28 protein-coding genes and 1 tRNA gene are annotated in these 20,211 nt (G+C 69.0%); 19 read left to right on the top strand and 10 right to left on the bottom strand.

The annotated features are described in order from the left end of the window. Window positions 1-62 precede the first annotated feature (62 nt). From CSC62_RS07555 to CSC62_RS07540, 4 genes are all read right to left on the bottom strand, one after another. A complete protein-coding gene (locus tag CSC62_RS07555) occupies window positions 63-2,474 on the bottom strand; it encodes a DUF5906 domain-containing protein (protein ID WP_162405563.1) in 2,412 nt (803 codons plus the stop codon). Between the two features lie 194 nt (window positions 2,475-2,668). Continuing rightward, the gene (locus CSC62_RS07550; protein ID WP_162405562.1) at window positions 2,669-2,872 is read right to left on the bottom strand and encodes a hypothetical protein; all 204 of its coding nucleotides are present in this window, start codon (window positions 2,870-2,872) and stop codon (window positions 2,669-2,671) included. Continuing rightward, the gene (locus tag CSC62_RS07545) at window positions 2,869-3,069 is read right to left on the bottom strand and encodes a hypothetical protein (protein ID WP_162405561.1); all 201 of its coding nucleotides are present in this window, start codon (window positions 3,067-3,069) and stop codon (window positions 2,869-2,871) included. The genes CSC62_RS07550 and CSC62_RS07545 overlap by 4 nt, the downstream gene beginning before the upstream one ends. Window positions 3,070-3,147: 78 nt before the next feature. Next, window positions 3,148-3,729, bottom strand: coding sequence for a hypothetical protein (locus CSC62_RS07540; protein WP_162405560.1), 582 nt, complete (start codon window positions 3,727-3,729; stop codon window positions 3,148-3,150). A gap of 186 nt (window positions 3,730-3,915) precedes the next feature. Between CSC62_RS07540 and CSC62_RS07535 the strand changes: the two genes are divergently transcribed. Continuing rightward, a complete protein-coding gene (locus tag CSC62_RS07535; RefSeq protein WP_162405559.1) occupies window positions 3,916-4,158 on the top strand; it encodes a hypothetical protein in 243 nt (80 codons plus the stop codon). A 71-nt stretch (window positions 4,159-4,229) separates the two neighbouring features. Here CSC62_RS07535 and CSC62_RS07530 read toward each other — a convergent pair whose 3' ends face one another. Together CSC62_RS07530 and CSC62_RS07525 are read right to left on the bottom strand one after the other, a co-directional pair. After that, window positions 4,230-4,433 carry a hypothetical protein gene (locus tag CSC62_RS07530; RefSeq protein WP_162405558.1) on the bottom strand — a complete coding sequence of 68 codons (204 nt, stop codon included), beginning with the start codon at window positions 4,431-4,433 and terminating at the stop codon, window positions 4,230-4,232. Continuing rightward, on the bottom strand, window positions 4,423-4,662 hold the full coding sequence (locus tag CSC62_RS07525; RefSeq protein WP_162405557.1) for a hypothetical protein: 240 nt from the start codon (window positions 4,660-4,662) through the stop codon (window positions 4,423-4,425). Before CSC62_RS07525 ends, CSC62_RS07530 begins: the two co-directional genes overlap by 11 nt. Between CSC62_RS07525 and CSC62_RS07520 the strand changes: the two genes are divergently transcribed. From CSC62_RS07520 to CSC62_RS18275, 18 genes are all read left to right on the top strand, one after another. Beyond that, a complete protein-coding gene (locus tag CSC62_RS07520) occupies window positions 4,661-5,320 on the top strand; it encodes a hypothetical protein (RefSeq protein WP_162405556.1) in 660 nt (219 codons plus the stop codon). The two genes, CSC62_RS07525 and CSC62_RS07520, sit on opposite strands and share 2 nt — an antisense overlap. Next, window positions 5,307-5,648 carry a hypothetical protein gene (locus tag CSC62_RS07515; RefSeq protein WP_162405503.1) on the top strand — a complete coding sequence of 114 codons (342 nt, stop codon included), beginning with the start codon at window positions 5,307-5,309 and terminating at the stop codon, window positions 5,646-5,648. The genes CSC62_RS07520 and CSC62_RS07515 overlap by 14 nt, the downstream gene beginning before the upstream one ends. After that, window positions 5,641-6,042, top strand: coding sequence for a hypothetical protein (locus CSC62_RS07510; RefSeq protein ID WP_162405555.1), 402 nt, complete (start codon window positions 5,641-5,643; stop codon window positions 6,040-6,042). The genes CSC62_RS07515 and CSC62_RS07510 overlap by 8 nt, the downstream gene beginning before the upstream one ends. A gap of 213 nt (window positions 6,043-6,255) precedes the next feature. Beyond that, entirely contained in the window at window positions 6,256-6,483 is a 228-nt protein-coding gene (locus tag CSC62_RS07505) for a hypothetical protein (protein WP_162405554.1), read from the top strand. After that, window positions 6,483-6,782 carry a hypothetical protein gene (locus CSC62_RS07500; RefSeq protein WP_162405553.1) on the top strand — a complete coding sequence of 100 codons (300 nt, stop codon included), beginning with the start codon at window positions 6,483-6,485 and terminating at the stop codon, window positions 6,780-6,782. Before CSC62_RS07505 ends, CSC62_RS07500 begins: the two co-directional genes overlap by 1 nt. Further along, a complete protein-coding gene (locus tag CSC62_RS07495; protein ID WP_162405552.1) occupies window positions 6,782-7,012 on the top strand; it encodes a hypothetical protein in 231 nt (76 codons plus the stop codon). Before CSC62_RS07500 ends, CSC62_RS07495 begins: the two co-directional genes overlap by 1 nt. Beyond that, window positions 7,009-7,200 carry a ribbon-helix-helix protein, CopG family gene (locus tag CSC62_RS07490; RefSeq protein ID WP_162405551.1) on the top strand — a complete coding sequence of 64 codons (192 nt, stop codon included), beginning with the start codon at window positions 7,009-7,011 and terminating at the stop codon, window positions 7,198-7,200. The genes CSC62_RS07495 and CSC62_RS07490 overlap by 4 nt, the downstream gene beginning before the upstream one ends. Beyond that, window positions 7,191-7,460 (top strand): hypothetical protein, encoded by a 270-nt coding sequence (locus CSC62_RS07485; RefSeq protein ID WP_162405550.1) that lies wholly within the window; start codon window positions 7,191-7,193, stop codon window positions 7,458-7,460. The genes CSC62_RS07490 and CSC62_RS07485 overlap by 10 nt, the downstream gene beginning before the upstream one ends. Further along, window positions 7,457-7,747: a hypothetical protein gene (locus tag CSC62_RS07480; protein ID WP_162405549.1), complete on the top strand. Its 291-nt coding sequence runs from the start codon at window positions 7,457-7,459 to the stop codon at window positions 7,745-7,747. Before CSC62_RS07485 ends, CSC62_RS07480 begins: the two co-directional genes overlap by 4 nt. Further along, window positions 7,747-8,037: an NUDIX hydrolase gene (locus CSC62_RS07475; RefSeq protein WP_162405548.1), complete on the top strand. Its 291-nt coding sequence runs from the start codon at window positions 7,747-7,749 to the stop codon at window positions 8,035-8,037. Before CSC62_RS07480 ends, CSC62_RS07475 begins: the two co-directional genes overlap by 1 nt. 11 nt (window positions 8,038-8,048) lie before the next feature. After that, window positions 8,049-8,339 carry a hypothetical protein gene (locus tag CSC62_RS07470; RefSeq protein ID WP_170298358.1) on the top strand — a complete coding sequence of 97 codons (291 nt, stop codon included), beginning with the start codon at window positions 8,049-8,051 and terminating at the stop codon, window positions 8,337-8,339. Continuing rightward, window positions 8,336-8,776 carry a nucleoside triphosphate pyrophosphohydrolase family protein gene (locus CSC62_RS07465; RefSeq protein WP_162405547.1) on the top strand — a complete coding sequence of 147 codons (441 nt, stop codon included), beginning with the start codon at window positions 8,336-8,338 and terminating at the stop codon, window positions 8,774-8,776. Before CSC62_RS07470 ends, CSC62_RS07465 begins: the two co-directional genes overlap by 4 nt. Further along, the gene (locus CSC62_RS07460; protein ID WP_162405546.1) at window positions 8,773-9,018 is read left to right on the top strand and encodes a hypothetical protein; all 246 of its coding nucleotides are present in this window, start codon (window positions 8,773-8,775) and stop codon (window positions 9,016-9,018) included. The genes CSC62_RS07465 and CSC62_RS07460 overlap by 4 nt, the downstream gene beginning before the upstream one ends. Window positions 9,019-9,222: 204 nt before the next feature. Further along, window positions 9,223-9,492 carry an AAA family ATPase gene (locus CSC62_RS07455; RefSeq protein ID WP_162405545.1) on the top strand — a complete coding sequence of 90 codons (270 nt, stop codon included), beginning with the start codon at window positions 9,223-9,225 and terminating at the stop codon, window positions 9,490-9,492. Between the two features lie 6 nt (window positions 9,493-9,498). Next, window positions 9,499-11,505 carry a ParB/RepB/Spo0J family partition protein gene (locus CSC62_RS07450; RefSeq protein WP_162405544.1) on the top strand — a complete coding sequence of 669 codons (2,007 nt, stop codon included), beginning with the start codon at window positions 9,499-9,501 and terminating at the stop codon, window positions 11,503-11,505. Next, window positions 11,502-12,362, top strand: a complete 861-nt coding sequence (locus CSC62_RS07445) for a ParB/RepB/Spo0J family partition protein (RefSeq protein WP_162405543.1) — start codon at window positions 11,502-11,504, stop codon at window positions 12,360-12,362. The genes CSC62_RS07450 and CSC62_RS07445 overlap by 4 nt, the downstream gene beginning before the upstream one ends. Next, window positions 12,359-12,514, top strand: coding sequence for a hypothetical protein (locus CSC62_RS07440; RefSeq protein ID WP_162405542.1), 156 nt, complete (start codon window positions 12,359-12,361; stop codon window positions 12,512-12,514). Before CSC62_RS07445 ends, CSC62_RS07440 begins: the two co-directional genes overlap by 4 nt. Before the next feature lie 10 nt (window positions 12,515-12,524). Continuing rightward, window positions 12,525-14,084, top strand: coding sequence for a recombinase family protein (locus CSC62_RS18275; RefSeq protein ID WP_162405619.1), 1,560 nt, complete (start codon window positions 12,525-12,527; stop codon window positions 14,082-14,084). Here the strand turns inward: CSC62_RS18275 and CSC62_RS07430 are convergent. From CSC62_RS07430 to nuoL, 4 genes are all read right to left on the bottom strand, one after another. Beyond that, window positions 14,041-14,117: transfer RNA gene (locus CSC62_RS07430), tRNA-Met, on the bottom strand. The two genes, CSC62_RS18275 and CSC62_RS07430, sit on opposite strands and share 44 nt — an antisense overlap. Before the next feature lie 836 nt (window positions 14,118-14,953). Then, window positions 14,954-16,402, bottom strand: coding sequence for an NADH-quinone oxidoreductase subunit NuoN (gene nuoN, locus CSC62_RS07425; RefSeq protein ID WP_162405541.1), 1,449 nt, complete (start codon window positions 16,400-16,402; stop codon window positions 14,954-14,956). A 13-nt stretch (window positions 16,403-16,415) separates the two neighbouring features. Further along, on the bottom strand, window positions 16,416-17,921 hold the full coding sequence (locus CSC62_RS07420) for an NADH-quinone oxidoreductase subunit M (RefSeq protein ID WP_162405540.1): 1,506 nt from the start codon (window positions 17,919-17,921) through the stop codon (window positions 16,416-16,418). Window positions 17,922-17,945: 24 nt separating this feature from the next. Further along, complete coding sequence (gene nuoL, locus CSC62_RS07415) at window positions 17,946-20,105, bottom strand: NADH-quinone oxidoreductase subunit L (RefSeq protein ID WP_162405539.1); 2,160 nt, start codon at window positions 20,103-20,105, stop codon at window positions 17,946-17,948. Window positions 20,106-20,211: the final 106 nt, after the last annotated feature.

The following is a 20,211-nucleotide window of genomic DNA, read 5'->3' as shown; positions in this document are numbered from 1 at the left end:
GTTTCGGTTCCCGCACATGTCCCGCACAGGGCGCACAGCCCGCACGTCGGTGGGCGCAGGCGTCATGTCCGCCCCCGGTAGTCGTTGAGGGCGACGCGGAAGGCGAGCACCTCGTCGCCCAGCCAGGCCGTCTCGCTGCGGTCAGCCGGCGGGGCGCAGTTGCCGAGCATCAGGAACCCGTGCGGGCCGAAGGTGGTCTGGTCGATCAGGTAGCGCTTGCGCGCCTGCTCCGGGTGGGCGATGCCGCGCTTGCGCACCAGGGCGTTGACGAACTTGGGCGAGGGCGCCGGCTTGACGCCCTCGCGCGTGCACCAGAGCTTGTACAGCTCGTACCACTCCTTCGACGGCGCGGGCCGCGGCGTGATGCCGGGGATCTCCTGGTCGTAGAGCTGGTCGAGGAAGCGCAGCGGACTGTCCATGCTGAGCTGGATCAGCTCGGCCTTGGCCGCGGTCATCGGCGGGTAGGTGCCGTTGGTGAAGTCGCCCAGGTCCAGCTGCAGCAGGTAGTGGTGCAGCGCCGCGGTACCGCCGGCGGCGATCTCGGCCATGACCTCGCGGTAGAACTCCTGCGGCAGCTTCTCCGGCGTCCAGATGACGGCGTGGCGGCGGTCGTCCTCTTCGAGCACCAGCGGCATGGCCTCGTTGGAGAGGAACACGAAGTTGGCGTGGTTGTCCTCTTCGTAGGCCTGGATGTTCTTCGGGTTGATGCGGATGCGGTCGCCGGTGACCAGCGCCTTGAGCTTGTTCTTGAGGTGGTAGACCTCGGTGCGCGCGACGACCTCGTCGGCCAGCAGGAACAGCTTGCGGCTGGCCCAGTCGTTGAACTTGTCCTCGAGCGCGGCCTGGTCGAGCACGCGGCCGTAGTCACCGTAGAGCTTCATGTACTCATCGAAGAACATGTTCTTGCCGGTGCCCTGAGGGCCGTGGATCACGATGGCCGACTTCATCTTGGCGCCAGGGTGCTGCAGCGGATACGCGAGCCACTTGAGCAGCCAATCGAACAGGGCACGCTGCTGGCGCTCGGCACCGCACATGTGCCACAGCAGCGCGAGCAGCTTCTCGCAGCTGCCGGGCACGGGCGTGGTGGGCCAGCCGGCGTAGAGATTGCAGGTGATGCCGGGCTTGCGGCAGGACGGATCGAAGTCGACCTCGCGCACGCGCACCATGGCGCGGTTCGGGTGCTCCATCCATGCGCGGTGCAGCTCGCGCCGGACGCAGGCATCGCGCATGTCGCCCAAGGCGACCATCGCGTGTTCGTCGTGATCGAACACCGTGCCGCCCTGCCCGTACACCAGCGCGAAGCGGCGCAGCAGTTCGTCCAGGCTGTCGATCGGCTTGAGGGTGTCCTGCCCCGCGCCCCCGGCGGTGGGGGTGGACGCGGCGCGGTTTTCGGACGGTGCGCGCCAGGACAGCTCCGTGAGGCGGGCCTCGACCTGGTTGCGGACGACGTGCAGGCCTTCCAGCGCGTGCAGGTCGTTGAAGTCGGTGAGCTTGCGGCCGTGGTCGACGAAGCCGGCGCGGCGCGCGGGCTCGTCGGCGAACACCGGCGCGAGGGTGGCGCCCTTCGCCTCGAGCGCGGCGGCGCTGGCGCCGAGGATGCCGGCGTTCTCGGCGCGATGTTCTTCGCCGCAGCTCGGGCAGACGGCCGGGTGCTCGGCGAGCAGGACGCGGCCGCGGCAGTGGCGGCACTTCTGCAGGGAGTCGTCGTCGGCGCAGACCAGGACGCGTACGCCGCGGTAGCGCTTGGCCAGCGCCAGGGCGACGGAGGCGAGGTTGCCGGCGTCGAAGGCCACCGCGACCGGGTAGCCGGTGGCCATGTGCAACGTCGCGGCGGTGGCGTAGCCCTCGGCCAGCAGCAGGATCCACTGCGGCGTGCCGCCGATCAGGTGGAAATGACCCTTCTTGGCCAGGCCCGGCGGCCAGAACTCCTTGGCCGGCTTGCGCGTGGCCTCGGCCTGCTTGGCACTGCGCAGCAGCTGCAGGCCGTGGACCGAACCGTTCGCGTCCAGCATGGGCACGACGGCGACGCCGCTTTTGCCGTAGCGCAGGCCGAAGCCCTGGACGCCCTTGGCCGCGAGGTAGTCGGATTCGCCCTCGGGCGCGGCCTTGGTCCAGGCGCGGGCGGCGGCATCGGCGGCCTTCTGGGCCTCGGCACGGCGGGCGGCGGCGGCTTGCTTGCGGGCTTCGGCCAGGCGGTGTTTCAGCGCTTCGCGCTGCTCGGCGGTGAACTCGCTGTCGCGCTTGCGCAACTCGACCTTGACCGCGCCGTTGTCGTTGCCGTGCCAGACGCCGTAGCTGCCGACCACCAGGACATCGCCGCTGCTGGCCTGCAGCTCGTGCAGCACGTACCAGCCGCGGCGCTCGCGGTCGCCCTCGATCTTGCAGCGGACCATGCGCCCGCTGGTGTCCAGCGTGTCGACGATCAGGCCCGCGTCGCGCAGCTGGCCAAGCACATCATCGTAATTGGCCAGCATTCAGTAACTTCCCGCCGCGCTATCTACCAAGAAAACGGGGTCCGAATTACCCGCGATGGCACCTCCCAGGGAGGACCCACACCCGGCACCGTTCATGTTTGCGTTCAGGTTCAGGGAGCGGCGCCCCGCCCGCGTGCGGTTGCCCCTACCGCCCTCCCGGGGAGGCGGGGCCGCACCGTTGCTCGGAGGCGGCCTCATAGCGGCAGCACACCCTGCGCCGACCGCCGCGCTTCGTCCTCGAGGCGGCGCTGCTCCAGCTCGGCCAGCATGTCGGCCGGGGCGCGATCGGTCGGCGGATCGGCCAATGCCTGGCGGATCGCGGCCATCGCACGACGGGCCGCCTCGGTGGGCCGCGGTCCCGGGTACATCCAGCGCGTGTCCCTGATGGTGGCCATCATTCAACCGTCCACTGCTCGGCACTGGCGTTGCGCCAGGCCCGCATCCAGCGGTACGCCGTTGCCCGGCTGACGCGGTACCGCGCCATCACCCGGTCCGCAGTCAGCGGCAGGCGCAGGCCGGCCGCCCACAACGCGAACAGCATCGCCCGCTCCAGTCCGCCGGGCGGCAGTTGCGGGTTCAGGCGAGTGTTGGACATGCCCCCCCCCTACACCGCGCAGCCTCAGCCAGCGCCGCCGCCACATACCCATCCTCATCCCGGCTGTACGGCTGCGGATCAGACATGCACCCCACCCTCCGGGATCAGCGCCTGCAACCGCCGGCGCACCGACACCACCGCCGTGATCAGGTCGTCCGATTCGTCCAGCACCCGCCGCACATGCGGCAGGTCGTTGGCATCGATCCGGCCATCGGCCAGGGCCGGCGCCAGCGCCTGCATCAGCTCGCCGAAGTGCATGGCCAGTTCGGCCAGGCTGGTCGCCTCGCCCGTGCCCTCGACCTCGACGGCGCGCACCGGCAGCAGGCCACGACGCCTTGCCAGGTCGCGCTCGCACTCGCCGCGGTACGGCTCCGGCAGCGACAGCACCCACGCATCCACCAGGTCGGCCGGCAACGTCTTCAGCCCGCCGTCCATGTAGCGGCGCAGGATCTGCCCGTTGTGGCGCATCGCGCCCGCAGGGTCCGTGTCCGCCGCCTTGAACGACACCTGCCGCGCGGCCGGCGACGTCGTCGCCAGGTACCGCTCGGCCACGCCCACCGCGAACGACTGCGCGTTGGTCGCCGTCTCGTCGAACAGCCGCCGCGTGTAGCCGTACACCACCGACTGCACCGGAGGCAGAAACTGAGGCCCGGGCTTCATGCGCAGGCACCCGAATGGCGCGCAGCATGCACGCCATGAAATCGCCTGCCCCGCTGCGCTTCAGCGCCCTGCGCTACTTCGACATCCGCACTGGCAAGGCCGGCGTGGCCGCGCTCTTCTACGCACCGGTGGGTGCCCGTCTGCCGGTAGGATTGACGCGCAATCCCGCACTCACCGGAGACGGATATGGACAAGGAAGCGGCCATCAACGTGGAGACCCTGAACGTGGTCCAGCAAGCGCTTCGAGGGCTTGCGCTATCCGTCGCAGCAGCCGCGCGAGCAGACCTGCTCCAATGCGCCACGCTGCTCCAGGCCCATGCGACCTCAACACCGGACCTGCATCCGATGGCCAGAGCGATGCTGCTGGACCTGTCGGAGGGGTTCGATCACCTGGGCCGAGCTGCGCGGGGTCGAAAAGACGACGCGTAGCCCACTCCCGCAGCGCCGCCGATTCGATCACCAGCAAGCCGCCTTCGTGCTGCTTCTCAAGGCGGGCCATCTCAAGCCACCTCCGCGAAATGGACCGCCCGGCCGGCAGTACGCCGGGCGAGCAACAGGGATACCCACTGGTCGCTGGTCAGCACCAGGTCCTCGACCTCCGCGCCTTCCAGCAGCGGGGCCTCGATCAGGCAGGCAACCTCGCTATTGCTCAGCGAGGAATCGAGGGGCACGACCGTGCGGAGTGAGTGGCGGCTACGCGGCATTGGGAGCCTCCTTGGCCGGCGGCCAGATGTCAGGGCGCAGGGCTTCCAACGGCACAGCCTCGGGGCCGATCTCGGCCGTCGCAGTCGCGATGCTGCGCGCCAGGTCAGGGCTGGCCCGCTTTCCGCGCCATCTGGTGGCGATTTGCCAGAGATAGCCCGGCGAAGCACTGGTCATTTCGGCCAGTGCGGCCTTGCGTCCGGGGTCGGAAATGAATTGGAGAAGGTCCATGGCCCGCACATTTAGCCCGTGGCTAAATCCCGTTGTCAAGCTGATGCTGAAACATTGGGCTTTAGCTGGCGGCTACGCTCCCCGCATGCTCGACATCTACGGCATCCGGAAATCCAACTTCGACGCACTCGCCCAACAACTGCGCGAGTCCCGGCATAAGCCGTTGCTGGAGAAGGACGTTGCGGCCGGCCTAGACCTCACCGCCTCCCACTACAGCCAGATCAAGTCCGGTGGCACGGTCATCGGCGACGCCTTGGCCCGGAAGATCGAGACCACCATGAATCTCCCCTATGCCTGGATGGACAACATCCACCAGAAGGGAGGCGCCCAGGTCACCGAGGCTGGCGCGCCCTATGTGTCGCAGGGATTGCGAATCGACCCAGCCACCATTGCAGCCGCCTTGCGCTTGGTGCGGCTTGCCTTTCTGCACCGTGACCAGGTGATCAACCAGGAAGAGAACGGTGAGCCGCTGGCGCACGCCTACGAGTTCCTCATGGCGCGCCGCGAAAGCGCCGCCACTGCAGAGAACGTTGTGGAGTTCGGCTTGGCTCTGAAGCGCCGGCAATCTGAGGGGGGAGGGAACGATGTACAGCCAGGGATCGATCGAAGCACTAGCGGAAATCGTCGCTCGCGCGTCACGCGGAGTGAGGCCAGTTGAGCCGGTAACCACCCCGGCAGCACCCAGGCTCGCCCAACGGACGCAGGCCGACGACGACAACACCAACACTCTGGATCCAGCTACCCGGCGCTCGTGCCTGCGCCGCATCCGCTTTCTTGCGGAGGCCTATGGCCTGCAATGGCTTGTCGACCAGGCCACGTTCGGCCGTGATGGCATCAATGCCATGGACGACACCGAGTTGGCGGACACGCTGCGCAGGATGGAGCACGCCCGGCAATGCGGCCATGACGGCATCCCGTTCGAAGATGCCGGCCTTCTGGTCGACACCAGCCTGAAACTCAACCTCAAGGGGATCGATCATGCGTAGCATCTGCCTCGCCGCAGCACTTGCCGCCCTGACGGCGTGCGCCAGCGCGCCCACTGCCGACCAACAGCGCGTTGCCGACTACGGCGAGCCGATCGCACAAGCCGAGGCCGTGCAGCTCGCCAAAGCATTCCTCGCCACTCGCCTCAAAGACCCCTATTCCGCCGTCTACCAGTGCGGGCAGCCCACGAAGGGCTACACCGAAGCAGCACCTCTGTTCGGCCAGAAAATGCAGTTTGGGTACCTGCTCGACTGCGCGATAAACTCCAAGAACAGCTTCGGCGCCTTCACCGGCGCCAAGCCGTACCAGTTCCTCATCCGGAACGGAAGCATTGTGTCGGCGCGCGGCCAGGAATGCCTGTCCGGCGGCGGGTGCTACATGGCACCGCTGCAGTAACCCGCGACCACCTCGACGGTCGCTCAGCGGCCCACCCACAGAATTTAGCTGTCAGCTATTGACACGATGATTTAGCCATGCGCTAAATTCCCCCGCCAGCCCACCAGCTGGCGGGCGACCGGCGGGTCGCCGCCGGTCCCTCCCCCGACCGGTTGACGGGCTCCCCCTGCCCCTCGTGACCCGCCGGCGCCCTCCTTTCACCAGGAGAGCGCCATGTTCGACTCCCGCACCCCGCCGGACACCGAATCGCCCCCGCTGCCCCACGCTGCCGCCCGCTGCGTGCGCGCCTGCAGCTGCGCCGACCATGCCAGCGCCGAGCGCCTGCGCGCCCGCAGCAGCGGCGAGAACGGCCGCGCCCGCAAGCGCCGCGCTGCCCGCCTGAAGCGCCAGGCCGCAGCTGGCGAGGCCAACGCCATCGCCTTGGCCGGGGAGGCGCGCTGATGGCCGCCCTCCGCGAAATCACCCTGCCGATGGCCCACGGCATGGAGCTGCAGCTACTCCTGGGCACCGTGCTGTGCGCCTACGTGCGCCCGGCCGGCACCCACCGCATCGCCGCGCCACTGGTGAGCCTGGGCGGCCACGACACCCGCGTACGCCGCCCCTTCGACGACAGCATCGTCATCGGCACCGCCAGCATCACCCTGCTGGCGACCCACGCCGACGACGCCTGCCGCTGGCTGGCCGCGCACGGCGCCCAAGTCGAGGACGACCGCGACGACGTCGCCGAGGCGGTGCACTGATGGCCGCCATCATCCACCTGCCCGCCGACGTCGCCCGGTTCCACGCCGGCCTGGACGCCGTGCGCCACCGCGCCCGCGAAGTGGGCGCCACGCCGGAGCGCCGCCGGCTGGCGATGCAGACCCTGCTCGCCGAGATGCGGGCCGGCCGCTCCTCCGGCGCCGCCGTCGCCCTGGCCAACAGCGCCATGGCCGGCCGCCCGCTGCCGCAGCAGCAGGGCGGTGCCGCGTGATCGCCGAATCCCGCCGCGAGGTGCGCCGCCGCACCCGCGTACGCGTGCACATCGACACCGCCGTGTACGAGGCACTGAAGCTGGCCGCCCGCACGCGCGGCGAGAGCCTGGACGCCACCCTGCGCCGCGCCCTGGCGCAGTACGTCGCCGCGCACGGTGCCGCGGCGGAGACGCCGGCATGCAGCTGACCCACATCCCCACCGGCCACGGCGGCGCCGTGCTGTGCCTGCAGGTCCACCGCGATGACGTCTGGGCCGGCCTGTACGCCACCCGCGCCTGCGGCGCCCCGCAGGAGATCGGCATCGCCGCGCGCCGCACCGGCGCCCAACGCGATGGCCAGCACCTGGTCGTCGGCGGACAGGCCTTCCCCTTCCACCGCACCCAGCTGCGCCGCGCCATCGCATGGCTCGACCGCCACGGCGTGCGCACCCGCGAGGCACGGGCATGAGCGAACTCACCGCCACCGTCGACGAACGCGCCGCCGCAGCCCAGGCCGCGCACGAGTACGCCTGGAAGATGCAGCGCCAGGCCGACCGCGAGGGCCGCTGGATCGATGCCGCCTTCTGGGCCGAGACCTGCGAGTCCTGCCTCGAAGAGCTGACCGAGGACGTGGCCGCCATGCGCGCCGGCGTGGACCGCCAGCACTGGGGCGCGCACGGCGACGGCATCCTCCGCGCCAATGCGGACCTGGCCAGCGAATCCGCCTACTACCCGCCCGCGCGGGAGGTGGCCTGATGCGCCAGGAAGCCATCCCGCTGCCGCCCGACGTGCCGACCTGCGTCGCCGACCACCATCCGCACCTGGTGCGCACCTACGGCACGCCGCGCGGCGCAAACGTGGGTGCGCCGACGCCGCTGGTGATGTTCCACATCGAATGCTGCCGCTGCCAGGTGGCCACCGTGCCGCACCCCAGCCTCGCCATCACCGAGGCCCGCTGGACCGATCCCGCCGGCACCTACCGCATCCCGCTGTCCCACCTGACCCGCGCCCGCGAGCAGTTCGCCGCGGCGGCGCTGGCCGCCTGATCGAGGCCACCATGCACCTGCAACCCATGATGCGCGCCGCGCTGGTCGCGGCCTACAACACGCCCACCCGCACGCTCAGGCGCGGCCCCGGCGGCTACGTCGCCTTCGGCACGCCCATCCGCCAGAGCGGCCCGGCAACCTGCCAGGCGTTCACCCGACGCACCGTCAACCGCCTGGACGAGGCCGGACTGGTGACGCTGGACGACCCCATGTTCCCCACCACCGTCGCGCTCAACGAGCGCGGCGTAGCAGAGGCGGCGCAGTTGGTCGCGACCGCGAAGGCCAAGGCGGGTGCAGCTTGAACGGCCTTCGCGATGCGGCGCTCTCGCTGCGGACGATCGCCGATCTCGCCGGCGGCACCGCGCACCTGATGACGATCGATGAAATCCGGGGATACGCCAACAGCCGGGCGACCGTTGCCGAGGAGATTCTCGCAGGCGGCCCCACCGACAGCCGGTCGATTCTGGCCGACGTGATGGCCGAGTTGGCGCGCGCGACCGCGAAATTCCCGACCTGGCCGACCGACCCGCTGCACGCAGTAGCCGTCCTGGGCGAGGAATCCGGTGAGCTGACCCGTGCGGTGATGCAGGCCGTCTATGAACCCCACAAGGGCGGTCGGGAACAGGTGCGCGAAGAGGCGGTCCAGACCGCCGCGATGGCACTCCGGTTCCTGATGAGCCTGGACGAGTACGAGTACGCCCCGGGCGTGCAGCACGAGCAACTGGAGCTGTCTCTGTGAAAGAGCAGCTCCCGCCCATCTCCATTCACCTGGCCTCCGTGCGCGCGAAAGATCGCGAGCGCGATGCTCTGCAGGCCGACGTCGACGCGTTCCTGGCAAAGCGCGGCAACAAGGTCCAGCGACTGCCCACGCAGCTCGGCGTGCGCCCGGAACCGACCTACCGCCAGCTCAATGACGCCATGGCCGCAAGCAGCCTGGCGGCTGCCAACAAGCGGCGACGGCGACCGGCGGCCGAGCAATGACACCACGGCCCCCACGGCCGGACCGCCAGATGCAACGCCGCCTTCGCCGCGCCGACGCACTCCTCCGAGAAGCCGAGCGCTTCCTGCACGACCTCCCCGACCACCAATGCCCGACGGACCTGCTGGCGCGGATCCGTCTCCACCTCGCCGCCGCTTCCCCGCCCGCCAGCTCGGCCGGGCCATCACCCTGAGGATCCACCCCCGATGCACGACTCCCTCATCGTCCACGGCCCGCCGGGCTGCGGCAAAACCCTCAACGCCGTGAGCATCGCCCGCCACTTCGGCCTGGCCCGCATCCTCGACGACCAGGACCCGGCCGCCCTGCCACCCGGCATCTCCACCGACACGCTCATCCTCACCCGCGTCAACCTGCGCGGCCGCACCGAAGTGGCCGGCTGCCGCGTGCTGCCCTACCGCGAGGCCGCCACCCAGGCCGGCGTGTTCAACCCCATCGACCAGTCCGATACGGAGTAACCGCCCATGTCCAACATCCAGCACATCCCGCTGGCGCAGCTGCGCATTTCCCCGCGCAACGCCCGCAAGACCGGCGGCCTGGCCATCGATGACCTCGCCGCCAGCATCGCCGCCGAAGGCCTGTTGCAGAACCTGGTCGTCACCGCCGCCAACGATGGCCACTACGACGTCGAGGCCGGCGGCCGCCGCCTACGCGCCCTGCAACTGCTGCAATCCGAGGACCGCTTGCCCGATGCGCTGGCCAGCGTGCCCTGCCACGTCGTGTCCGACGACGTCGCCGGCGAAGCCAGCCTGGCCGAGAACGCCATCCGCGAGGCCATGCATCCCGCCGACCAGTTCGATGCGTTCAAGGCCCTGGTCGACGCCGGCCGGCGCATCAGCGAGGTCGCCGCACGCTTCGGCGTCTCGGAACTGTTCGTCAAGCAACGCCTGCGGCTGGCACGCGTGCGCCCCGAGTTCCTGGACATGTACAAGGCTGACGAGATCACGCTCGACCAGCTGCAGGCGCTGGCCACCACCGACAACCACGAGATCCAGCGCCAAGCCTGGCACACCGCCCGCGAGTGGGAGCGCGACCCGCGCAGTCTGCGCAACTTCATCACCCGGGAGCGCGTGTCCAGCACCAGCGTGCGCGCTACCTTCGTCGGCCTGCACGCCTACCAGGCGGCCGGCGGCGAGCTGGTCCAGGACCTGTTCAGCAGCCAGTGCTGGCTGTCCGATCCGCAACTGCTCGACCGCCTCGCCCTGGAGAAGCTGCAGGCCAAGGCCGAAGCCCTGCGCGCCGAGGGCTGGTCCTGGGTGGACCCGGTGCTGAGCATCGACCACGCCACGCTCAACGAACACCGCGCCCTGCCAGAGCCCGAGAACGCCCCCACGGTCTACGCCAACCCGTCGCATGAGGCGCGCGTCGCGGAGATCGAGGCGCGCCTCCGGGAGATCGACGACATCGATGAGGACGATCTCGACGACGAACAAGCCGACACCCTCACCAGCGAGCGGTGCAACCTGGAAGATGAGCTCAACGACATCTACGCCGAAGCGACCGTTGAATGGCCGGCCGCGCTCAAGTCCATCTCGGGCGTGATCGTCACCATCGACCATTCCGGGCAGTTCGATCTGTACTACGGCCGCCTCCAGCCCGGCCAGAAGATCAGCAAGAGCGGAAGCATCGGCGCGCCGCCGCCCGGCAGCTCGGCCGAGCCGACCAAGCCACCGAAGAAGCCCGAACTGTCCGAAGCCCTGCGCATCGTGCTGTCTGGCCACCGCAGTGCCGCCGCCGCCGTGCAGTTGGCCAAGGATCCCACCCTCGCCCACTGCGTACTGCTGGAGCAACTGCTGATCTCGCACTGGCCGGTCCGCTACGGCAACAACGGCCTGTTCGTCTCCATCGAACGCGACTCCGGAACCATGCTCCGGGCTGTGGGCGGCGCGGACATCCACAAGGCCCTGCAAGCCGCGTTGGCCGAGCGCACCGCCATCATCAAGCAGGTGCCGCAGAAGGGCACGCTCGATTTCCTGCTCAAGCAGACCGACGCCTGGCGCCTGGAGCTGCAGGCCGCGCTGGTCGCCGCCCATTTCAGCGGTATCAGCGGCAGCGAGCAGGGCCATGCCGGCGTGGACGCCATCCACCGCATCACCGGATTCGACATGGCCGACCACTGGACGCCGGCATCCGATGGGTTCCTCGCCCGCATCCACGGAGACCTGGTCACCGAAGCCGTGGTCGAGGCGAAGGGCAAGGCCGAGGCCACCACCCTCACCGGCCTGAAGAAGGCCGATCGCGCCGCCCAGGCCGGCAAACTGCTGGCCGGCACCGGCTGGCTGCCGAAGCTGCTGCGCGGCCCAGGCTACGGCAAGAAGCCGGCGCAGACCGTAGCCAAGGCGGCGCCGAAGAAGGCCACGAAACCAACGGCGACGAAGAAGCCCGCCAAGAAGGCCGCCCCGAAGAAAGCGGCCAAGACTCCCGCCAAGAAGGCCGCCAAGAAGGCCGCCAAGAAGGGAGCGCCCGCATGACCCTGCGCGTCCCGCTCAACCAGGTCACGCCCGACCCCAGGCAGCCGCGGAAGTATTTCCGTGGCTCCGCCCTCTCCGCGCTGGCCACCTCGCTGAAGAAGGCCGGACAGCGCCAGCCCATCACCGTGCGCAAGCGCGAACCCGGCAGCAACCCGCCCTACGAGATCATCGACGGCGAACGCCGCTGGCGCGCCGCCAAGCTGGCCGGCCTGGCCACCGTCCGCATCGAGATCGAGGAGCGTGAGCTGGCCAGCCACGCCGAGCAGCATCTGCTGTCGCTGGCCAGCAACTTCATCCGCGAGGGGCACACCCACATGGAGGTGTCCGAGGCCCTGCAGTACCAGGTCGATGCCGCCATCGCGGCGGGCCAGGATCGGCGCCAGGCCATCCAGGCACTGACCGAGGCCCTCGGCAAATCCGAGACGTGGGTCTACCAGTACCTGCAGATTCAGCAGTTGTGCGCCGAGCTGCAGGAGCGCATGCACCCCGACACGCCCGACGAGAAGCGCCTGCGCTTCGCCGAGGCCGTGGTGCTGTGCACCCTGCCGGTGGCCCAGCAGCGCGCCATCTACCGCGCCCTGCTCAGCTATCCGCCCGGCGCCCGCCTCCAGCAGGCCAAGCGCCTGGTGGCCCAGGCCACCGACACCCCGATTCAGCGGCGGTCCAACAACGTCAAGGTCAGCACCGCCCGATTCGTCGTGCGGGTCGCCGCCGAGATCGAACGCGTGCTGGACTACAAGCAAAGCGATTTCGCCCAGGGCCTACGCGCCGTGCCGGAAGCGGACCGCAAGGCGTTCCGCGACGCGGTGAAGCTGCTGCTGGAGTCGATCGACCGGGCCATGACGGCGAAGCGATGACCGACCTCACCCTCGCCCACCGCCGCCTGATCGAAGCCGTGGCCCAGGCCATCGCCGCGGATTATCTGCGGTCGGAAGCCGCGCGGCGCAACGCATCCGGCCCCGCCCGCCCAAATCACCCCCCGTTGCCGGCCACGGAACAGGCCGCCTAGGATCGCCCGGATGCGCGTCGCCGCCTACGCCCGCTACAGCTCAGACCAACAGCGCGAGGCCAGCCTCGAGGACCAGCTGCGCAACTGCCGCAGCTGGTGCACGCGCCACAACCTGGCGCCGCCCGTCGAGTACACCGACGCAGCGGTCAGCGGCGCGCGGCTCGACCGCGCCGGCTACCAGCGCCTGCTCGCGGAGATCCACCACTACGACGTGCTGCTGGTCGACGACCTCTCCCGCCTCGGCCGCGACAAGGACGAGGTCGGCAAGACCGTCAAGCGCCTCACGTTCTCCGGCGTGCGCCTGGTTGGCGTGTGCGACGGCGTGGACACCCAGCGCCGCGGCCACAAGATCGATGTCGGGTTGCGCGGGCTCATGTCGGAGCTGTACCTGGATGACCTCGCCGACAAGACCCACCGCGGCCTCACCGGCCGCGCGCTCAGCGGCGCCAGCGCCGGCGGCCTGCCCTACGGCTACCGCGTCACCGGCACTGGGCAGCGCGTCATCGATGCCGAGCAGGCGGACGTCGTGCGCCGCATCTACGCCGAGTTCATCGCCGGCCACAGCCCGCGCACCATCGCCGCGCGCCTCAACGCCGAGCACGTGCGCACCGCCCGCGGCAAGACCTGGTGCGGCACCGCCATCTACGGCGATGCGAAGCGCGGCATCGGCATCCTCGCCAACCCCATCTACATCGGCCGGCAGGTGTGGAACCGCAGCCATTGGATCAAGCACCCGGACTCCGGCCGCCGCGTGCGCCAGGAGCGCCCGGAATCGGAGTGGATCACCACCGAGAAGCCCGAGCTGGCCATCATCGACGCCGACACCTGGGCCACCGTGCAGGCGCGCCTGGGCTGCAACCGCAAGGCCAACCCGGATTCCTACCGCAAGGCCGGCCGCCAGCCGCGGCACCTGCTCAGCGGCCTGCTGCGCTGCGAATGCTGCGGCGGCCCGCTCGTCGTGGTCGACCGCTACAACTACGGCTGCAACGTGGCCAAGGACCGCGGCACATGCACCAGCAAGCTGCGCGTCCCGCGCGCGGCGGCCGAGCGCTCGATTCTGGCCGGCATCAAGCGCGACCTGCTCAGCGACGCCGCGTACCAGGTGTTCCAGCGAGCGGTCACGCACGCCCTGCGCGCGGCCGCGCCGGACGACACCGCCATCCGCCGCCGCCTGGCCGATGCCCAGCGCGTGCGCGACAACGTCATGCAGGCCATCCGCGCCGGCATCATCACGCCCGGCACCCGCGCCGAGCTCGAGCGCGCCGAGGCCGAGGTAGCCACCCTGCAGGCCGAACTGGACGCCGCCAAACGCTACGAGCCGGCCCACGTCCTGCCGCGGGCCCGCGAGGTCTGGCAGCGCGCCGTGGCCAACCTCGAGCACCACGCCCGCAACATCCCGGCGGCCAGGGAATCCCTGCGCGAGTTGCTGGGCGAGCGCATCGTGGTGCGCACAAACGAAAACGGCGACCTCGTTGCCGAGATCGCCGCTTCGTCTACTGCATCTGCTGAAACCGCGCAGATAAATGTGGTAGCGGGGGCAGGATTTGAACCTGCGACCTTCGGGTTATGAGCCCGACGAGCTGCCAGACTGCTCCACCCCGCAGCAGAGGCGAGATTATGGCGATCCACGGGATTTATTGCAAGCCCGGGGATGCGGGAAGACTGAACATAGGGATGGCGAACTGCAGGAATGGCAAGAGCGCCGACTTCGGGCGGGGGCCGCCGTGCCTTGGGTCTGCGGTGCACCGCTCGGGCAGGCGTCCTGCCCGCAACGCGCGGCCGTGGCACGTCCCTGTGCCACTTGCACCGCAGACCCAAGGCACGGCGGCCTCCGCGGCTTTGGAGTTCACCGCTTCGGGTGCTTCTGCTCTTCCGGCTTCTGCTTGCCCTTTGCCCCACAACCATCGTCCCCGCGCAGGCGGGGACCCAGTGTCTTTGCTTCCCTTGTAGGAGCCGGTCTTGCCGGCGACCGCCATGGCGGATGCGTCTGCGTGAAACCGGGTGCCAGTGACCCGTCCGCCTCCACGGTCGCCGGCAAGACCGGCTCCTACAGGGTGGAGCAGAGCAAAGGCACTGGGTCCCGGCGTTCGCCGGGACGACGGTCATAGAAGTCCCGAACCTGCAGCGCGCAGAAGACGCGGCGGACCGGTTGTGTTGGGGCAGCGGCCAGGGATGGCCGCGGTAGCGAGTGCGCACATGGATGTGCGCCCGAGCGGCCACAACACGGCCGGTTCGCCGCGGCTCAGCACGAAGACAGCCAGACCTGACGCCGTTGCCGTTGCCGTTGCCGTTGCCGTTGCCGTTGCCGTTGCCGTTGCCGTTGCCGTTGCCGTTGCCCGCCCATGGTCAAGACGGAGGCCGGAAAACAGAAACCCCCGTGCCGAAGCGACGGGGGTTTCGTAAAGCGCCAGGCCTGCCTGCGGCAGAGAAACAACGGCCCTACATGAAAGCGCGCTGGCACCACACCATGATCGGGTTCCAGGCCAGGCCCAGCGCCAGCAGGCTCAGCGAATTCACGCCCAGGACCACGCCCAGGACCCGGTCGTTGTGCTTCGGCAAAGGCGCGCCGACCGGCTCGTCGAAGTACATCACCTTGATCACGCGCAGGTAGTAGAACGCGCCGATCACCGCGCAGACCACGCCCAGCAAGGCCAGCCACAGCATCCCGCCCTGCACCGCCGCGCCCAGCACCGCCAGCTTGCTCCAGAAGCCCAGGAACGGCGGGATGCCGGCCAGCGACGCCATGATGAAGAGCACCAGGCCGGCCATCCACGGGCTGCGCGAATTCAGGCCCTTGAAGTCGTCGATGTTCTCGGCCTCGAAACCCTGCCGCGACAAGGCGATGATCGCGCCGAACGCCGCCGCCGACATCAGCGCGTAGGCGATCGCGTAGAACAGCGCCGCCGCGTAGCCGCGCTCGTCGCCCCCGGCCAGGCCCATCAGCAGGAAGCCGATGTGCGAGACCGTCGAGTAGGCCAGCATGCGCTTGAGGTTGCTCTGCGCGATCGCCATCAGGTTGCCGATCACCAGCGACGCCGCAGACAGCCCGGCCAGCAGCCACTTCCACTCGTCGGCCAGCGGACCCACGCCCACTTCCAGCAGGCGGTAGGCCATGCCGAACGCGGCCAGCTTCGGCGCCGAGCTGACGAACAGCGCGACCGGCGCGGTCGCGCCCTGGTACACGTCCGGCAGCCACATGTGGAACGGCGCCGCGCCCAGCTTGAAGGCCACGCCGGCGACCATGAACACCGTGCCGGTCAACAGCAGGGTGCGCTCGTCGCTGCCGGCGATGGCGGCGTTGATGCCGTCCAGCTGCAGGGTGCCGGTGGCGCCGTAGACCAGCGACATGCCGTACAGCAGAAGGCCCGAGGCCAGCGAACCGAGCACGATGTACTTCATCGCCGCCTCGGTGGCCTTGCCGTTGTCGCGGTCGGCCGCGACCAGAGCGTAGGAGCTCAGCGCCAGCAGCTCCAGGCCCAGGTAGACCAGGACCAGGCTGCCGGCCGAAACCAGCATCATCATGCCGGCGGTGGCGAACAGCACCAGCACCGGGATCTCGCCCTGGTACAGGTTGCGCTCGCGCAGGTAGCTCCAGCCGTAGACCAGGGTCAGCGCGCTCATCGCCACGATCGCCAGCTTCATCACGTCGGCGGCGGTATCGCGCACGAACATGCCTGCGAACACTTCCCCCTGCCCGCCCGTGCCGGTGGCCAGCATCGCCAGCACCACGACCAGCAGAAGCACCGACAGGAAGTGGGTCCAGACCTTGTGCCGGGCGTCGATGAACAGGTCGACGATCAGCAGGGCGAAGGCACCGCCGATCAGCACCAGCTCCGGCAGCAAAGGCACAAGCTCGGCGGCGGTCGGCATCGCGTAGGACGTGGTCATCTTCGGGGAATCCTTACAGCTTGCTGGTGGCGATCTGGGTCGCCAGTTGCGCGATCGCCGGTTCCATCAGGTCGGTCAGCGGCTTGGGCCACACGCCCAGCAGCAGGGTGCCGGCGGCGAACACGCCCAGCACCAGCCACTCGCGGCCGTTGATGTCCTTCAGCTCGGCCACATGGTGGTTGCCGACCTCGCCGAAATACACCCGGCGGTACAGCCACAGGGTGTAGGCGGCGGTGATCACCAGGGTGGTGGCCGCCAAAAGCGCGATCACCGGGTGCTTCTGGAAGCTGGCCAGGATGACCATGAACTCGCCGACGAAGCCGCTGGTGCCCGGCAGGCCCGCGTTGGCCATGTAGAACAGCATCGAGAACGCGGCGAACCACGGCATCACGTTGGCCACGCCGCCGTAGTCGGCGATCCGGCGCGAGTGCACCCGGTCGTAGAGCACGCCAATGCAGGTGAACATCGCCCCGGAGACGAAGCCGTGCGAGACCATCTGCACCATCGCGCCCTGCAGGCCCAGGCGCGCGGCGTCGACCGAGCCGAAGTCGCGGACCAGGGTGAAGGCGATGAAGGTGCCCAGGGTGACGAAGCCCATGTGCGCCACGGACGAATACGCCACCAGCTTCTTCATGTCGTCCTGGACCAGGGCGACCAGGCCGACGTAGATCACCGCGATCAGCGACAGCGCGATCACCAGCCAGGCCCACTCGTGACCGGCGTCCGGGGTGATCGGCAGGTTGAAGCGCAGGAAGCCGTAGCCGCCGATCTTCAGCGCGATCGCCGCCAGGATCACCGAGCCGGCGGTCGGCGCCTCCACGTGCGCGTCCGGCAGCCAGGTGTGGACCGGGAACATCGGCACCTTGACCGCGAAGGCGATCATGAAGGCGAAGAAGATCCAGGTCTGCTCCTTGCTGGTGAGCGGCAAAGCGTACAGGTCGGCCAGCTGGAAGCTGCCGCCCTTCAGGTACAGGTAGACCAGCGCCACCAGCATCAGCACCGAGCCGAGGAAGGTGTACAGGAAGAACTTCATCGCCGCGTAGATCCGCCGCGGGCCGCCCCAGACGCCGATGATCAGGAACATCGGGATCAGCATGGCCTCGAAGAACACGTAGAACAGGATCGCGTCGGTGGCGGCGAAGATGCCGACCGTCACGCCCTCCAGCATCAGGAACGCGGCCACGTACTGGTTCACGCGCTTCTGGATCGCCTCCCAGGCGCCGATCAGCGCCAGCGGGGTGACGATGGTGGTCAGCACGATCAGGGCGATGGCGATGCCGTCGGCGCCGAGGTTGTAGTGGATGCCGTAGGCCGGGATCCAGGCGTGCGTCTCGACGAACTGCAGTCCGGGATTGGCATGGTCGAAGCCGGCCAGCAGGCCGATGCTCAGCACCAGCGTGACCAGGGCCACGGCCAGCGCGGCCCAGCGCGCGGCCGCGGGCCGGTTGCCCAGGGCCAGCACCAGCGCACCGCCGAGGATCGGCAGCCAGATCAGGACACTCAACAGGTGGTTCGCCACGTCGTGTTCTTCCGTGCAGTCAGTTCATCGCCAGAAACGCATGAGCACGGCCAGCAGAGCGATCAGGCCGATGATCATGGCGAAGGCGTAGTGGTAGAGGTAACCGGATTGGGTGCGGCGCAAAAGGGTCGAGGCCAGCTCGACCACGCGCGCGCTGCCGTTGACGAACAGGCCGTCGACGATGTTGCTGTCGATCCAGCGCGAGATCCGGCCGACGACCAGGCCGCCGCCGGCGAAGCCCTTGATCCACAGGTGGTCGAAGCCGTACTTCTCCTCCAGGATCGTGACCAGCGGCGCCAGCGCCTTGCGCACGCGGCCCGGCACGTCGGGTTTCCACAGGTACAGCACGGCGGCCAGCAGGAAGCCGGCGACGGTGAGCCAGAACGCCGGCATCTTCATGCCGTGCAGGGCATAGGCGACCGGGCCGTGCCAGTACTCGTGGCCGACCGCGGCGATGGTGTCGCGCGCCGGGTCGAGGAAGTCGATCACGCCGCTGAAGAACGTCAAAGCCTGCCCGGGAACCAGGGCCTCGGCGTGGTGGCCGCGCCAGTCGGTGCCGAACAGCATCGGGCCGATGGTGAAGAAGCCGATGAAGATCGAGGGAATCGCCAGCAGGATCAGCGGCACGGTCACCACCCACGGCGACTCGTGCGGCTCGTGCGCACCGTGGCCGTGGTGGTCGTCGTGGCCGGCGCCATGGTGGTCGTCGCCATGGGCGTGCGCGTCGTGCGCGTGGCCGGCATGGGCATCCGCATGGGCGTGGTCGTCATGGCCGTGGCCATGGTCCGCATGTGCGTGGCGGAAGCGTTCCTCGCCGTGGAAGGCCAGGAACAGCAGGCGGAAGCTGTAGAAGCTGGTGACGATCACCCCACCCAGCACCGCCCAGTAGCCGTAGGTCGCGATCCAGTGGTGCGACTCATGGGCATGGTGGGCGGCGGCCTCGATGATCGTGTCCTTCGAGTAGAAGCCGGAGAAGAACGGGGTGCCGACCAGGGCCAGGGTGCCGATCACGCTGGTCCAGTAGGTGATCGGCATGTACTTGCGCAGGCCGCCCATCTTGCGCATGTCCTGCTCGTGGTGCATGCCGATGATCACCGAGCCGGCTGCCAGGAACAGCAGGGCCTTGAAGAAGGCGTGGGTCATCAGGTGGAACACCGCGGCCGAGTACGCGGACACGCCCAGGGCCACGGTCATGTAGCCCAGCTGCGACAGGGTCGAGTAGGCGACCACGCGCTTGATGTCGTTCTGGACGATGCCGATCAGGCCGGTGAAGAAGGCCGTGGTCGCGCCGACGAACAGGATGAAGTTCAGTGCGGTCTGCGACAGCTCGAACAGCGGCGACATGCGCGCGACCATGAAGATGCCCGCGGTGACCATGGTCGCGGCGTGGATCAGCGCCGAGATCGGGGTCGGGCCTTCCATCGAGTCCGGCAGCCACACGTGCAGCGGGACCTGGGCCGACTTGCCCATCGCGCCGATGAACAGGCAGATGCAGATGATGGTGGCCACGCCCCAGGTGTGGCCCTCGAAGATCTGCACCTCGGCGCCGCGCAGCAGCGGCGCGTTGGCGAACACGGTGGCGTAGTCCAGGGTGCCGAACCACAGCAGCACGCCGGCGATGCCGAGGATGAAGCCGAAGTCGCCGACGCGGTTGACCAGGAACGCCTTCATGTTGGCGAACACCGCGCTCGGCCGCTTGAACCAGAAGCCGATCAGCAGGTACGAGACCAGGCCCACCGCTTCCCAGCCGAAGAACAGCTGCAGGAAGTTGTTGCTCATCACCAGCATCAGCATGCTGAAGGTGAACAGCGAGATGTAGCTGAAGAAGCGCTGGTAGCCCGGGTCCTCGGCCATGTAGCCGATGGTGTAGACGTGCACCAGCAGCGAGACGAAGGTCACCACCACCATCATCATCGCGGTCAGGCGGTCGACCATGAAGCCGACGTGGGCCGAATAGTTGCCGACCTCGAAGAAGGTGTACACGTTCTGGTTGAACGGCGAGGCGCCGCCGGCGACCAACTGGTACAGCACCCAGCACGACAGGGCGCAGGCCACCGCCACGCCGAGGATGGTCGCCGACTGCGCGCCCCTGCGGCCGACCTGGCGTCCGAACAGACCCGCGATGACGCTGCCCAGCAACGGGGCCAGGACGATCAGCAGCAGGTGGGTTTTGGAGATGATCATGGTGGGCCGTCTGGTTCCGGTGCGTATCGCTTGGTGCCTGTCGATGCCGGCGGGGAAGTTCCACCGCCGCGTGCCGCCTGTACAACTGTCCTGCCCGGTACTGTGG

The organism is Pseudoxanthomonas jiangsuensis (genome assembly GCF_010093185.1).
Classification (GTDB): domain Bacteria; phylum Pseudomonadota; class Gammaproteobacteria; order Xanthomonadales; family Xanthomonadaceae; genus Pseudoxanthomonas; species Pseudoxanthomonas jiangsuensis.
Note: the sequence above shows the minus strand (reverse complement) of the source record. Positions and strands in the feature narration are given on the sequence as shown.